General features: G+C 77.0%; 12 protein-coding genes. 7 read left to right on the plus strand and 5 right to left on the minus strand.

Annotated elements, in window-relative coordinates; translation table 11 throughout:
- The first annotated feature begins 70 nt into the window (after positions 1-70).
- Genes G6556_RS02395 through G6556_RS02405 form a run of 3 tightly spaced genes read left to right on the plus strand, consistent with a single transcriptional unit; the run spans position 71 to position 3,380 of the window.
- Positions 71-1,270 carry an ADP-dependent glucokinase/phosphofructokinase gene (locus tag G6556_RS02395; RefSeq protein WP_166938270.1) on the plus strand — a complete coding sequence of 400 codons (1,200 nt, stop codon included), beginning with the start codon at positions 71-73 and terminating at the stop codon, positions 1,268-1,270.
- Positions 1,267-2,301: a DUF4432 family protein gene (locus tag G6556_RS02400; protein ID WP_166938272.1), complete on the plus strand. Its 1,035-nt coding sequence runs from the start codon at positions 1,267-1,269 to the stop codon at positions 2,299-2,301. Before G6556_RS02395 ends, G6556_RS02400 begins: the two co-directional genes overlap by 4 nt.
- Positions 2,298-3,380: a class I mannose-6-phosphate isomerase gene (locus tag G6556_RS02405; RefSeq protein ID WP_346774679.1), complete on the plus strand. Its 1,083-nt coding sequence runs from the start codon at positions 2,298-2,300 to the stop codon at positions 3,378-3,380. Before G6556_RS02400 ends, G6556_RS02405 begins: the two co-directional genes overlap by 4 nt.
- Before the next feature lie 29 nt (positions 3,381-3,409).
- On the opposite strand, the gene G6556_RS02410 is transcribed toward G6556_RS02405, so the two are convergent.
- Positions 3,410-4,264 carry a PhzF family phenazine biosynthesis protein gene (locus tag G6556_RS02410; RefSeq protein WP_166938274.1) on the minus strand — a complete coding sequence of 285 codons (855 nt, stop codon included), beginning with the start codon at positions 4,262-4,264 and terminating at the stop codon, positions 3,410-3,412.
- Positions 4,265-4,304: 40 nt separating this feature from the next.
- Between G6556_RS02410 and G6556_RS02415 the strand changes: the two genes are divergently transcribed.
- Positions 4,305-4,967, plus strand: a complete 663-nt coding sequence (locus G6556_RS02415; RefSeq protein ID WP_166938276.1) for an HAD hydrolase-like protein — start codon at positions 4,305-4,307, stop codon at positions 4,965-4,967.
- A gap of 220 nt (positions 4,968-5,187) precedes the next feature.
- Here G6556_RS02415 and G6556_RS02420 read toward each other — a convergent pair whose 3' ends face one another.
- A complete protein-coding gene (locus G6556_RS02420) occupies positions 5,188-6,009 on the minus strand; it encodes an alpha/beta hydrolase (protein WP_166938278.1) in 822 nt (273 codons plus the stop codon).
- 159 nt (positions 6,010-6,168) lie between these two features.
- On the opposite strand from G6556_RS02420, the gene G6556_RS02425 reads away from it, so the two are divergent.
- On the plus strand, positions 6,169-8,481 hold the full coding sequence (locus tag G6556_RS02425) for a helix-turn-helix domain-containing protein (RefSeq protein WP_166938280.1): 2,313 nt from the start codon (positions 6,169-6,171) through the stop codon (positions 8,479-8,481).
- Positions 8,482-8,491: 10 nt separating this feature from the next.
- A complete protein-coding gene (locus G6556_RS02430; RefSeq protein WP_166938282.1) occupies positions 8,492-9,484 on the plus strand; it encodes a Gfo/Idh/MocA family oxidoreductase in 993 nt (330 codons plus the stop codon).
- A gap of 79 nt (positions 9,485-9,563) precedes the next feature.
- On the opposite strand, the gene G6556_RS02435 is transcribed toward G6556_RS02430, so the two are convergent.
- Both G6556_RS02435 and G6556_RS02440 read right to left on the minus strand, forming a co-directional pair.
- Positions 9,564-10,178, minus strand: coding sequence for a DinB family protein (locus G6556_RS02435; RefSeq protein ID WP_166938284.1), 615 nt, complete (start codon positions 10,176-10,178; stop codon positions 9,564-9,566).
- Positions 10,179-10,226: 48 nt separating this feature from the next.
- A complete protein-coding gene (locus G6556_RS02440) occupies positions 10,227-11,492 on the minus strand; it encodes an APC family permease (protein WP_166938286.1) in 1,266 nt (421 codons plus the stop codon).
- 155 nt (positions 11,493-11,647) lie between these two features.
- On the opposite strand from G6556_RS02440, the gene G6556_RS02445 reads away from it, so the two are divergent.
- Positions 11,648-12,127: an amino acid transporter gene (locus G6556_RS02445; protein WP_166938288.1), complete on the plus strand. Its 480-nt coding sequence runs from the start codon at positions 11,648-11,650 to the stop codon at positions 12,125-12,127.
- 84 nt (positions 12,128-12,211) lie between these two features.
- Here G6556_RS02445 and G6556_RS02450 read toward each other — a convergent pair whose 3' ends face one another.
- On the minus strand, positions 12,212-13,507 hold the full coding sequence (locus tag G6556_RS02450) for an MFS transporter (RefSeq protein WP_166938290.1): 1,296 nt from the start codon (positions 13,505-13,507) through the stop codon (positions 12,212-12,214).
- Positions 13,508-13,742 lie beyond the last annotated feature (235 nt).

Raw genomic sequence — 13,742 nt, forward strand, 5'->3', positions numbered from 1 at the left:
CCGCCGGCGCCCGCCGGCACCGGCAGGACCGCACGACCGCACAACCGCACGGACCGCGAAGGAGCGGCAGATGGGCACGCGCTACGTCCTCGGGCTCGGGGGGACCGTCGACTACGAGATCGACTGGGACCCCGCGACGCTGACCCGGCTCGCGGCCGAGTGGGGCCTGCGGGCCGACGAGCTCGACGCCGGGGTGCCGATCCTGAGCGAGCGGGACCTGCTGCGCTCGCTGCTCGGCTTCGTCCGGGACGGCGTGGGCGGGGAGCGGTTCGTGGCGTCCTCGGAGATCGTCGAGGCGTTCGCCCGCCGGTTCGCGCGCCGCGTGACCCTGGGCGGCACCTGCGTGCGGGCCGCCATCGCGATGGACCGGGTCCGCGACCTGCCCGCGCTGGTGCACCTGGTCAGCATCGACGACGACGTCCGGCGGCTGCTCCCGGCGTCGACCACCTACCTGTGCTCCGCGGACCGGGACACCACCGACCCGCACCTGATCGTGCAGTACCCCGCGGCGTCCCCGGTGCGGGTGGCCGGCGAGGACGTCGTGGCCGCGCACCCGAACCGGCTCATCTACGTCAACGACCCGCCGAACCTGGAGCTGGTCCTGCACCCGGCCCTGGCCGACGCGGTGGCGGCCGCGGACGTGACGCTGGTGTCCGGGTTCAACGTGATCCAGGACCGCGCGCTGCTCGCCGACCGGCTCGCGACGGTCGCCGCGGCGCTCGACGGCCGCGCGCCCGGGTCGTTCGCCTACTTCGAGGACGCCGGGTACCACGTGCCCGCGCTCCGGGCGGACGTGCGGGACGCCCTCGCGGGCCGGGTCGACGCGTGGGCGATGAACGAGGACGAGCTGCAGGTGTGGATCGGGCGCGCGGTCGACCTGCTGGACGCGGCCGACGTCGCGAAGGCCCTCGTCGACCTCCGGGCGGCGGTCCCGGCGCGGACCCTGGTCGTGCACACGAAGTACTGGGCGCTGGCCGCCGGGCCGGGCGCCGACGACCTGCGGCCGGCGCTGCGCGGCGGCATCACGATGGCGAGCACCCGGTACCTGCACGGCGACGACTTCACCGTCGAGGACTACGCGGCGACCGGCGCGCGCGAGCCGGGGCCGCTGGGGGCTCGGTTCGCGGCGGAGGTCGAGGCCGTCGCGGGCGCGGCGACCGGGGCGCTGGCGTGCGAGCCCGCGTACGCGCTGGACGTGCCACGGCCGACCACCATCGGGCTGGGCGACACGTTCGTGGGCGGGTTCCTCGCGGCGCTGGCGGGGCGGTGACGTCGGCGGTGCCCGGCGGGGCGGCGGCCCTGCTCGCGGGCGGGCTGGTCGCGCTGCCCGAGGCGGTCGCCCAGGTCGAGGAGGTGACCCGCACCGCGGGCGGCGAGCGGCTGCTGCTGGTCCGGCTGGCCGGCGGGCTGGCGTTCGACGTGCGCCCCGACCGGGGCCTCGACCTCGGGCCGGCGTGGTGGGGCGGCGTGCCCGTGGCCTGGCGGTCGCCGCACCGCGCCGACCCCGGGCCGGGCGCCGGCTGGGAGGAGCGGTTCCTCGGCGGGCTGGTCGTGACGTGCGGGCCGGAGAACATCGGGCCGCCCACCGCCACCGCCGGCCAGCACGGCAGCCACCACCTGACGCCCGCCACCGAGGTGCGCTGGTGGCGCGAGGTCACGCCCGGGGGCGTCGAGGTGCACGTGAGCGGCGTCGTGGGGTACTCGACGCTGTACGGGACGCGCGTCGTCGTCGAGCGGGAGATCGTCGCCGGCACCGACCGGCCGCGGGTGGAGGTCCGGGACGTCGTGCGCAACGACGGCGACGACCCCGTGGGCGTGCCGCTGCTCTACCACGTGAACCTCGGGGCGCCGCTGCTCGCCCCGGGTGCGCGGCTGCGGGTCGACGCGGGGCGGACCGCGCTGCGCGACCCGCTGCCGCCCGGGCGGGACCCGCTCGTGCTGCCGCCGCCGGCCCCGGGTGCCGAGGCCGTCGTCGCGGAGCACCGGGACCTCGCGGCCGACGGGGAGGGGCGGGCGCGGGCGGTGCTGCCCGGGCCCGGCGCGGCGGTGGCGGTCGAGTGGCCCGCCGCGACGCTGCCCCGGCTGTGCACCTGGGCGTGGCCCGCGCGCGGGGCCTGGGTGCTGGGCGTCGAGCCGACCAACGCGCCGCTGTTCGGCGCGGAGCGGGACGGTCCGCACGCCGGGGCGCCGGTGCTGGCGCCGGGCGCGTCGTGGCGCACCGGCGTGGCGGTCGAGGTGCTGCCGGGGGTGGGCGATGCGCGTGCCCCCGGTTCGGACGAGGACGAGGAGGGGACGGCGTGACGACGGAGCAGACGACGGTGGCGGGCGCGGTGGCGGGCGCGAGCGGTGGCGCGGGGTCCGGTCCGGCGCCGGCCGGCCCGGTGATCCTGCCGGCCAACCAGCCCGCCGACCGGTTCTACGCCGGCGGTGCCCGCATCGCCGGGTTCCGCGGCCCGGCCGGCGCGCCGGCCGGCGGTGACCACGTGCCGGAGGACTGGGTCGGCTCCACGACGACCCTGTTCGGCGAGGACACCCTCGGCCTGACCCGGCTGCCCGGCGGCGGGACGCTCGCCGACGCCGTGGCGGCGGACCCCGTGGCCTGGCTGGGTCCGGAGCGCGCGGCCGCGCACGGCGCCGACGTCGGCCTGCTCGTCAAGCTGCTGGACGCGGGGGAGCGGCTGCCCGTGCACGCGCACCCCGACGTGCCGTTCGCGGCCCGGCACCTCGGGCTGGCGCACGGCAAGACCGAGGCGTGGGTGGCGATGACCGCCGCGCCGGTGCACCTGGGCTTCCGGCGCGACGTCGCCGTCGAGGATCTGCGCCGGTGGGTCGACGCGCAGGACGCCCCCGCGATGCTCGACGCGATGCACGTCCTGCACCTGGAGCCCGGCGACGCGGTGCTCGTCCCGGCCGGGCTGCCGCACGCGATCGGCGCCGGGGCGTTCGTCGTCGAGCTCCAGGAGCCGACGGACCTGTCGATCCTGGTCGAGTGGGCGGGGTTCGCGATCGACGGGACCGTCGCCGGGCACCTCGGGCTCGGGTTCGACACGGCGCTCGCGGCCGTCGACCGTCGGGGCCGGTCGGCGGCGGAGATCGCGGCGCTGCGGGGTGCGCGGGATGGCGACACCGGCGACCTGCTCCCGGACGCCGCACCGTTCTTCCGGGTCGAGCGGTGGCGCGCGGCGGGGGAGTGGGACGCGGGGTTCGCGGTCGCCGTGGTCGTCGACGGGGCGGGCGCCCTCGTGTCGCCGGATGGCGGTCGCACCCCCGTCCGGCGCGGGTCGACGGTGCTGGTGCCGTGGTCGGCGGGCGCCCTGCGGCTCGAGCCGGACGCCGGGGCGGGCCTCGAGGTGCTGCGCTGCCGGCCACCGGCGGCGTGACCGGGGCGTGCTGGGCCCCGGGGGACGCGTCAGCCGCGGACCGTGCCCTCGATGCACGTCACCGTGTCGCCGCCGACCCACACGGTGCCGTCCGCGTCGCGCTCCACGTGGATCCGGCCCGCCCGGCCGAGCACCGTGCCCTGGGCCGCGACGTACCGCTCCGGGGCGCGGCCCGAGCCGATCAGCCACTGCCCGACGACCGCGTTCAGGCTGCCGGTGACCGGGTCCTCCGGCACGCCGATGGCCGGCGCGAACCCGCGCAGCTCGAACGTCGTCCCCGCGCCCTCGGCCTGCGGGCCGACGACCCCGAGGTGCACGTTCCCGAGCGCCGCCCAGTCCGGCCGCAGCGCCAGCACCCGCTCCGCGGAGTCGAGGAGCAGCACGTTCCACCGCGGGCCGTTGTCGAGGAACCGGTGGTCCACCACAGCGTCGGGCGGCAGCCCCAGCGCCGCGACCGATCGGCGCAGCGTCTCGTCGTCGACCGGCGCGTCCACCAGCGGCGGCGGGGCGGCGAACCGCAGCCGCCCGCCGTCCCGGCGCAGGGGCACCAGGCCGACCGCGCACTCCTGCACGACCCGGTCGCCGCCCGCCGGGACGCCACCCCGGGCCAGCCACGCGTGGCACGAGCCGAGCGTGGGGTGGCCGGCGAACGGCAGCTCGCCGCCGGGCGTGAAGATGCGCAGCCGGTAGTCCGCGGCGGCCGGGTCGGTCGGGCGGAGCAGGAACGTCGTCTCGGACAGGTTGGTCCAGCGGGCGAACGCCGCCATCTCCGCGTCGGTCAGGCCGTCGGCGTCGTGCACCACCGCGACGGGGTTGCCGCGGTAGGGCTCGGCGGTGAAGACGTCGACCTGGGAGAACGGGCGCGTGGTGGGGGCGTCGGGCATGGGTCCACCGTAGGGCGCGGGCCCTGGCAGGCTCCTGGGCATGTTCCTCGTGGCGCTCTTCGACATCGACGGCACGCTCTGCGACCCGGGGACCGGGATCACCGACGCGGTCCGGCACGCCCTGCGAGCGATGGGCGTGGAGGAGCGGGACGACGCGGCCCTGCGCCGGTTCGTCGGCCCGCCGCTCGAGCACTCGTTCCGCGACTTCTACGGGTTCGACCCTTCGCAGGTCGAGGAGGCCAGCGCGCACTACCGGGCGCACTACGCCGCCGAAGGTCTGGCCCGGTACCGCGCGTACCCGGGCGTCTCAGACCTGCTCACGACCCTCGGGGACCGCGGCGTGCGGCTCGGGGTCGTGACGGCGAAGGGCCAGGCGGTGGCGGAGCAGGCGCTCGCGGGCACCGGGTTGCTGCGCTTCTTCGAGTCCGTGCACGGGCGGGCCCCGGGTCCGGTGGTGACGAAGGACGTCACGATGGGCGAAGCGCTGGCCCGGTTCGCGGTCCCGGCGTCGGACGTCGTCATGGTGGGGGACCGCCAGCACGACGTCCTGGCCGCGCGGCACCACGGTGTCGACGCCGTCGGGCTGCTGCACGGGTACGGCACGCGGGCAGAGCTGGAAGCCGCGGGAGCGCGGTGGGTGGTCGCGGACGCGGCCGGGGTGGCGGCGGTCCTGGGGGCTGGATCGTGGTCCGCCGAGCGCTAGAAATCCCGGTCTGGGCCACGACCGCTCGTGGATGGCGTTGCGTGTGGCGGCCTCGAGGATGTGCAGCGGGCCGAGCAGAGAGGACGCGAGTGGCCATGCGAGGAGTTCAGCCCTGGGGCTGGACTCCTCTCGTGCATCAGGGGCAGGAGCCGACGCCGCCGCCCGCTGGGCGCGCGAGCGGTGCGCGGAGCAGGCGGCGGCGCGGGCGTGCGAGCGGAGCTCAGTCCGCGATGAACGCCAGGATGTCCTTGATCAGCGCCTCCTGGTACGCGCCCGAGATGCCGTGCGGCGCGCCGGGGTAGACCTTGAGCGTGCCGAGCTTGACCAGGTCGATCGACTTGTAGGCCGCGGCCGCGATCGGGACGATCTGGTCGTCGTCGCCGTGCGCGATGAGGATGGGCACGTCCAGCGCCTCGAGGTCCTCGGTGAAGTCGGTCTCGGAGAAGACCTGCACGCAGTCGTACGCGGCCTGGAGCTCGGCGAGCATGCTCTGCCGCCAGAAGTCGTCGCGCAGGCCCTGGCTGATCGTCGAGCCCTCGCGGTTCGCGCCGTAGAACGCCTCGGACAGGTCCTGGTAGAACTGCGAGCGGTCGCGCAGGACGCCCTCGCGGATGCCGTCGAACGCCTCGATCGGGGTGCCCTCGGGGTTGGTCTCGGACTTCAGCATGACCGGCGGGACGGCGCCGGCGGTGACGACCTTGGTGACCCGGCCCTTGCCGTGCTGCGCGGCGTACCGCACGACCTCGCCGCCGCCGGTGGAGTGGCCGATGACGGTCAGGTCGGTGAGGTCCAGCTGCTCGACCAGCGACGCGAGGTCGCGGGCGTAGGTGTCCATGTCGTTGCCGCCGCTGGTGCGGGACGAGCGGCCGTGGCCGCGACGGTCGTGCGCGATGGCGCGGTAGCCGGCGTCGTGCAGGACCTTGAGCTCGTAGGCCCAGGCCTCGGAGCTCAGCGGCCAGCCGTGGCTCAGCAGGACGGGCTTCCCCTGGCCGTAGTCCTGGTAGAAGATCTCGGCGCCGTCGGGCGTGCTGACGTAGGGCATGGTTCCTCCTCTGCGGGGGTCCGGACCGACCTGCCGCGGGGCACTTGCCCGGGGCGTCCGTCCCCGGACACGATTGGAGCGCGCAGCGCCGCGCGCGGACCAGGAAGAAGTCCGGCAGAACTCGGGGGAGCTCGCCGGCCGGGGCAGAGGCGGGCGAGGGTGGACGACGACCTGGGAGCGCTCCTGCGCCGGCACCGGCAGGACGCGGACCTGACGATCGAGGACCTGGCCGCCGCCTCCGGCGTGAGCGACCGGGGCATCGGCGACATCGAGCGCGGCGTCAGCCGGGGGCCGCAGCACCGGACCGTGGAGGCGCTCGCGGACGGCCTGCGGCTGGGCCCGGACGACCGTGCGGCGCTGCTGCGGCTGGCCCGGGAGGGGCGCCGGCGGCCCGCGGGGGTCGTGCCGCACGCCCTGCCGCTGCCGCGCCGGGTGCCGGACTTCACGGGGAGGGCGGTCGAGCGGGCCGCGCTGGCCGGGGTGCTGCGCGGCGGGGGCCCGGACGCGACGCCGCCCGTCGCGGTCGTGACGGGGCCGCCCGGCTTCGGCAAGACGACGCTCGCGGCGCAGGTGGCCCGCGACCTGCGCGACGAGTTCCCGGAGCGGCTGTTCCTGGACCTGCGGGGCGTCGACCACGAGCCGGTCGCCCCGGGCGCCGCCGTGCGCCGGGTCGCGGAGGCGCTCGCGTCCGGGACCGTCCCGCCCGACCCGGACGCGGCGAGCGCGCACGTCCGGGGGCTGCTGGCGGACCGGCGGGTGCTGCTCGTCCTGGACAACGCCGCGTCCGAGGAGCAGGTGCGGCCGCTCGTCCCGGCGGACGGCCCGTCCGCCGTCCTCGTCACCAGCCGGCGCGCGCTGGCGGGGCTCGACGGCGTGCAGCAGCGCACGGTGCTGGGCCGGCTCGCGCCCGGCGACTCGGTCGGGCTGCTGGACGCGATCCTCCCGGGGCGCGGGTCCGCTGAGGACCTCGCGCGGCTCGCCCGGCTCTGCGACGACGTCCCGCTGGCGCTCCGGATCGCCGGCAACCGGCTCGCGGCGCGGGCGGGCTGGTCGATCGACGGCCTGGTGCGACGGATGACTGCGGACGAGCGGCGGCTCGACGCGCTGGCCGCGGGCGACCTGCGGGTCCGCGCGGCGTTCACCTCGTCGTACGAGCAGCTCGGGCCGGGCGCGCAGCGGCTGTTCCGGCGGCTGGCCCTCGTGGACGCGCCGACCGCCGGCGCCGGGCTGGCCGCGGCGCTGGTGGGCGAGCCGGTGTGGCGGACCGAGGACCTGCTCGACGAGCTGGTCGACCTGAGCCTCGTGCAGCACCTGCCCGGCGACCGGTACGGGCTGCACGACCTGCTGCGGCTGTACGCCCGCTCCGAGCTCGACCACCAGGAGGAGCCCGCGGCGCACGACGCCGCCCGCGCGGCCGCCGACGACTGGCTGCTCCGGACGACGGTGCGCGCCGGCTACCGGTTCGAGCCCGACCACGCCCACGAGGGTGCGGACGGGGCGGGGGAGCGGGACGTCGACCTGCCCGACCAGGAGACCGCGCAGGCGTGGCTCCGAGCGGAGTCCGCGAGCTGGCTCCCCGCGCTGCGCCGTGCCGCGGCGGCCGGCGACCACGCGCGGGTGGCGGCGGTCGCCGACGCGCTGCACTGGTTCTCCGACCTGTGGGCGACCTGGGACCGGTGGGCCGAGGTGTTCGACCTGTCGGCCGACGCCGCGACGGCGCTCGGGGACGACCGGCTGATCGCCGTGCACGAGGGCTACCGCGCGTGGGCGCAGTCGATCTGCCGCGGGGACCTGGTGCGGGCGCGGACGGCGGCGGACCGCGCGCTGGCGGCCGCCCGGCGGTGCGGCGACACCACGCAGGAGGGGTGGGCCCTGAGCTACCGGTCGTGGATCGCCTCCCAGGTGGGCGACCTCGCGACCGCCGAGCGGGACGCGAGCGCCGCGGTGGACTGCATGCTCGCCGCCGGCGACCAGGAGGGCGCGCCGCAGGCGATGCTGTCGCTCGCCAAGGCCCGGCAGCGGCTCGGCCGGCTCGACGAGGCCGCTGCGACCGTCCGCGCGACGATCGCCCGGGTCGCCGACCCGCGCACCCGGCCCCGCGCGCAGGTCGCGCCGTTCACCGAGGCCAACGCGCACGTCTACCTGGCCGCGATCCTGGTCGAGGCCGAGCGGTGGGACGAGGCGCGGGCCGTCGCGTCGGAGGCCCTGCGCCTGGCCGCGCCGCTCGGCGTGCCGCGGATCGTGGCGACGGCGCACCTCGCCCGGGGCCGCGCGCACGCCGCGCTCGGCAACACGGACGCGGCGGTGGTCGACATCGAGATCGCGGTCGCCGCGCGGCGGGAGCTGGGCATCGACGCACCCCTGGCGGCCGCGCTCACGGCGCTGGAGCAGGTCCGGGCGGCGGCCGTCGGGACGAGCCCCGACGGGGTCGCGGCGCCGGTCCGCGCGCCGGAGCCGAGCGTCGCGGGCTAGGGTGCGGGGCATGTCGACGGTGCGTCTCGGGGTCCTCGGTGCTGCTCGCATCCTGCACGACGCGGTGGCGGTGCCCGCCGCGTCCGTCCCGGAGGTCGAGGTGACGGCGATCGCCGCCCGCGACCGGGCCCGGGCGCAGGAGATGGCGGACGCCGAGGGCATCCCGCGCGTCCTCGACGACTACGACGCGCTGCTCGCCGACCCGGACGTCGATGCCGTGTACGTGCCGACCCCGGCCGCGCTGCACGGGGTGTGGATGCTGCGGGCGATCGCCGCCGGCAAGCACGTGCTCTGCGAGAAGCCGTTCACCGCGAACGCCGCCGAGGCCGAGGACGTCGAGGCCGCCGCGGCGGGGACGGGCCTGGTCGTGATGGAGGCGTTCCACTCGCAGCACCACCCGTCGTGGGCGCGGCTGCGCGAGCTGCTCGCCGAGGGCGCGATCGGCCGGGTGACGTCCGCGGAGGCCGACTTCTGCGTGGAGATCGCCGACCGCGGGGACATCCGGTGGCAGGAGTCCATGGGCGGCGGCGCGCTGATGGACCTCGGGGTCTACCCGCTGCGGTTCCTCACGCACGTGCTGGGCGCGCCGACCGTGCGCTCGGCGGAGGCCGTGGAGGTCGACGGCGTCGACGCGTCGATCGTCGTGCACCTGGACCTGCCGGGCGGGGTCGACGGCACCGTGCGGGCCAGCATGGTGGCGTCGGAGGACCAGAGCGTCCGGGCGCGGATCGTCGGCACGACCGGGACGATCACCGTGCACAGCCCGTACGGGCCGCAGAACGGCGGGCGCATCGTGGTCGAGCACGCCGACGGCCGCGTCGAGGAGGTGCCGGTCGACCCCACCGCGTCGTACGTGTGGATGCTGCGCTCGTTCGCGGACGCGGTGCTGCGCGGCGGCGACCCCGTGTCCGGCACCGCGCAGGCCGTGGCGGCGATGCGGCTGGTCGACGACGCCTACCGCGCGGCGGGCTTGGCGCCGCGGGAGCCCGCGCCGCTCGGCTGAGCCGTCGGAGCTGAGCCGCGCGGTGACGCCGGGACGGCGCCGTCGGGACGGCGCCGCGCGGCCCTCGGCGAGGACCGGGCTATCCCCGGCGTTCCGGCAGCGGGTACAGCTCCGGTACGCCCGGCGGGTCCTCGCCGACGACGCCGTCGATCGCCTCGCGGTACAGGTCGGCGTGCCCGACGTGGCGGGCGTACTCCTCGATCAGGTCGACCAGCACCCGGCGCACGGTCGGGCGGGCGCCGGGGTCGTCCGACCACGCGATCGGCCGGTCCAGCCCGCCCTCGGCCACCGCGTCCGCCAGCGACTCGCGTGCGCGCAGCACCGCGTCGCGCCACAGGTCGTAGAGGTAGGCCGGGTCGTCCTCGGCCGCGGAGGTCCACGGCCAGTCGGGGGTGGCGCCCCAGTCGACCGCCTCCCAGGGGTCGCCCGGTCGTCGGCCGTTCACCCGGGTGCACAGGTGGAACACCTCGACGAACGCCAGGTGCTTGACCAGGCCGCCGAGCGTGACCGCCGACGGGCCGAGGGTCGCGGACAGCGCCGCGCGGTCCAGCCCGCCGACCTTCCAGGCGAACGTCGCGCGCTGCCGCTCGAGCGAGCCCACGAGCGAGGCCACCTCGTCCCCCGCGGCGGGTGGGCCCCACCAGCCGTGCGGGTCCCCGCCACCGTCCCCGTGCTGCGCGAACTCGTCGGACATGGTGCCTCCCTCGTCGGGGCCGCCGGCGGTGCGCCGGTGCGCCGCACGCTACGCCGGGCCACCCACACGCCGGCGCCGCGCCACCGCGACAGCGCGCCACGCGACACCCGCCGCGACGACGACCGCACCGCCGACGACCGAGCCGGGCGGCAGGGTCGCCGCGAGCGCGACGCAGCCGAGCGCCCCGAGGACCTGGAGCGCGCGCGGGAACCGGCGGTGCGCGCGGTCCTGGGTCAGCGCGGCGGCGTTGGCGACCAGGTAGTAGAGCAGCACGCCGAACGACGAGAACCCGATGGCGCCGCGCAGGTCGACGGTGAGCACGAGCGCCACCACGACGACGGCGAGCGCGATCTCCGCCCGGTGCGGCACCCGGTACCGGGGGTGCACCGCGGCGAGCCCGCGCGGCAGGTCGCCCTCCCGCGCCATCGCGAGCGTCGTGCGGCTCACCCCGGCGACCAGGGCGAGCAGCGCGCCGAGCGAGGCCGCGACCGCGCCGACCCGGACCACCGCGCCGACCCAGGGCCGGCCCGTCGCCGCGGCGGCGTCGACCAGCGGCGCGGCGCTCGCGGCCAGGGCGTCCGGGCCGAGGACCGCCAGCAGGGTCACCGCCACGGCGGCGTACGTGAGCACGGCCAGCCCGAGCGCGAGCTGGATCGCCCGGGGGATGGTCCGGGCCGGCTCCCGGACCTCCTCGCCCATCGTGGCGATCCGGGCGTACCCCGCGAAGGCGAAGAACAGCAGCCCCGCCGACCCGAGGACGCCGGACCACGTCGCGTCGGACCCGACCGCAACCCGCGCCCACGACGGGTCGCCGCCGGCCAACCCCGCGATCACGACCGTCGCCAGTGCGCCGAGCGCGATGGCCACCACCACGCGCGTCAACCGCGCGGTGCGGGTGACCCCGCGGAGGTTCACGGCGGTGAGCGCCACGACCGTCCCGGCCGCGACCGGCCGCTGCCAGGCCGAGGGCACGGCGTAGGCGGCGACGGTCAGCGCCATCGCCGCGCAGCTCGCGGTCTTCCCGATCACGAAGCACCAGCCCGCGAGGAACCCCCACCACGGGCCCAGGCGCTCGCGGCCGTACACGTAGGTGCCGCCGGACGCCGGGTACTGCGCCGCGAGCTGGGCGGACGACGTCGCGTTCGCGTAGGCCACCACGGCGGCCAGCGCCAGGCCGACCAGCAGCGCCGACCCCGCCGCCTGCGCCGCGGGCGCGAACGCGGCGAACACCCCCGCGCCCACCATCGAGCCCAGCCCGATGACGACCGCGTCCCCCAGGCCGAGCCGCCGGACGAGGCCGGTGGAGCCGCTCATGCCGTCGTCCTCCCGGGTGCCTCGCGTCGCGGCGCGTGCCCGGCCGTCGGGGGCCAGTGTGGCCGAGGAAGGTGTCCACGGGGTGTACGGCGTGGTCGCCGGCCCGTCGCGCTGGCACAGTGGGCCCGCACGGCGGACCGAGGGAGGTGACGCCGGTGGACCCGTCCGAGGTGCACCGGGTGCTCGACGCGCTGGCCGGCGCGGGGTGCCGCGTCTGGGTCGCCGGCGGCTGGGGCGTCGACGCGCTCGTCGGACGGCAGACCCGCCCGCACCGGGACCTCGACCTCGCGCTCGACGCGGCCGGCGAGGTCGCCGCGCTCGGGGCGCTGGCCGCGCTCGGCTACGCCGTCGAGACCGACTGGCGGCCCGTGCGCGTCGAGCTCGTCGCCCCCGGTGCGCGCTGGGTCGACCTGCACCCGGTGGTCTTCGACGCCGCGGGGCGCGGCACGCAGGCGGGCCTGGACGGGACGACGTTCGACTACCCGGTGGGGTGCCTCGTCACCGGGACGATCGGCGGGCGCGCGGTGGGGTGCCTGTCCGTGGCGCAGCAGGTCGCGTTCCACACGGGCTACCCGCCGCGCGCGGTGGACCTCGCGGACCTGGCGCTGCTGACGGGGCCGGGGCCGTCCGCATGAGGAGCGCCCCGGGTCGGACGTGGTGTCCGGCCCGGGGCGCTCGGGGGCTGCGGGGGTGCCGCGGCGCGGCCGCTTGCGGTCAGGTCAGCGCACCGACCGGATCCGCGTGATGAAGAACGCGCCGAGCAGTGCGGCGACGATCGACACCGGGAACACCAGCCCGTAGCCGCCGGTCGCGACGACCAGGGCCGAGGTGATGAGCGGGCCGACGGTCTGGCCGGCGGTGGTCGACAGGTTGAGGATGCCGAGGTCCTTGCCGGCCTCCTCCTCGTTCGGGAGCACGTCGACGTTGAGCGCCTGGTCCACCGAGGTGTAGACGCCGTAGCCGAGGCCGGCGATGCCGGCGAACAGGAACATGCCGGCGGGGGTCGGCCAGACCCACGGCATCGCGATACCCACGGCGAACAGCACGCTCGAGAGCACCACGGGGAGCTTGCGGCGACCGATCAGGTCGGAGATCGGGCCGGCGGCGACCGAGCCGATCAGCGAGACGACCAGCGTGATGACGGCCATCGTGGCGATGGTGGCCGCGGACTCCGCGGTGGTCTGCCCGACGTGGTCCTGCACGATGTAGAGCTGGTACGCCATGATCATCTGGTACGAGACCAGCATGAACAGGCGGCCCGCGAACGCCAGGTAGAAGTCGGGCGCCTTGCGCGGCGGCCGGAACGACTTGAGCAGCTCGCCGAGGCCGGCGGCCGCCGGCGGCAGGTCGACGGCCGACTTCTCGCGGGGCCAGACGACGAGCGCGATGACCGCCGAGACGGCCATCAGCGCGCCGCCGAGGACGAAGCCCGGCAGCGAGTTCGTGATGAACGCGGCGCCGACCAGCGAGCCGATCGGGGCACCGCCCGCGAGGCCGCCCCCGTAGAACGCGGACATGGTGCCGCGGACCTTGCCGGGCACGCGGTCCGCGAGGACGGCGACCGCGGGGGCCAGCATCATGTTCAGGCCGACCATGCTGATGCAGTACGACAGCGTGATCAGCCCGGGGCTGGTCAGGACGCCGATGGCGAACAGCGAGACGCCGCCGAGGACGCCGCCCGCGAGGATCCACGGGGTGCGGCGGCCGAACCGGCTGCGGGTGCGGTCGGAGAGGTTGCCGAACACCAGGTTGGACACCAGCGAGACGATCGCGGTGATCGCGCTGATGGACCCCAGGAGCGTCTCGGGGGAGTCGACGCCGATGTCGCGCAGGCGCTGCGGGAGCAGGACGGCGGCGACGATCTGCAGGCCGACGATCCACAGCAGGCCGTAGGCGAAGAAGCCGGCACCGAAGCGCAGGGTCCGGGCCCGGGTGAACGGGGCCCCGGTGTCGGGGGCGAGGTCGTCCCGCGTCGAGGGGGTGCCCTCGGTGACGACGGTGGCCTGGGCGTCCATGCGTACCTTCTTCGGCGTCATGGGAGTCGGACGGCTCCACGTTGAGACGTCGTGGCGCCGACGCTGCCGGTGCCACCACTACCTACCGCTCGGTAGGTACGGCAGAAATTACGACCGGGTGGTCGGGATGTCAACCCCGCCCGTCCGGCCTGCGACGACGGCCGTGGGGAGGGGGCGCGGCGACGCGGACCCGCGCGATCACGCGGTGCGCGGGTGCGGCGGTCGGGGCGGCGCC

It is taken from the genome of Cellulomonas sp. IC4_254, assembly GCF_011603975.1.
Taxonomy (GTDB): Bacteria; Actinomycetota; Actinomycetes; order Actinomycetales; family Cellulomonadaceae; genus Cellulomonas.

Excerpts from the sequence above, each read along its gene's own strand:
- G6556_RS02395 (WP_166938270.1), top strand. The coding sequence starts at position 71 with ATGGGCACGCGCTACGTCCTCGGGCTCGGGGGGACCGTCGACTACGAG.
- G6556_RS02410 (WP_166938274.1), bottom strand. The coding sequence starts at position 4,264 with ATGCCCGACGCCCCCACCACGCGCCCGTTCTCCCAGGTCGACGTCTTC.
- G6556_RS02415 (WP_166938276.1), top strand. The coding sequence starts at position 4,305 with ATGTTCCTCGTGGCGCTCTTCGACATCGACGGCACGCTCTGCGACCCG.
- G6556_RS02420 (WP_166938278.1), bottom strand. The coding sequence starts at position 6,009 with ATGCCCTACGTCAGCACGCCCGACGGCGCCGAGATCTTCTACCAGGAC.
- G6556_RS02430 (WP_166938282.1), top strand. The coding sequence starts at position 8,492 with ATGTCGACGGTGCGTCTCGGGGTCCTCGGTGCTGCTCGCATCCTGCAC.
- G6556_RS02435 (WP_166938284.1), bottom strand. The coding sequence starts at position 10,178 with ATGTCCGACGAGTTCGCGCAGCACGGGGACGGTGGCGGGGACCCGCAC.
- G6556_RS02440 (WP_166938286.1), bottom strand. The coding sequence starts at position 11,492 with ATGAGCGGCTCCACCGGCCTCGTCCGGCGGCTCGGCCTGGGGGACGCG.
- G6556_RS02450 (WP_166938290.1), bottom strand. The coding sequence starts at position 13,507 with ATGGACGCCCAGGCCACCGTCGTCACCGAGGGCACCCCCTCGACGCGG.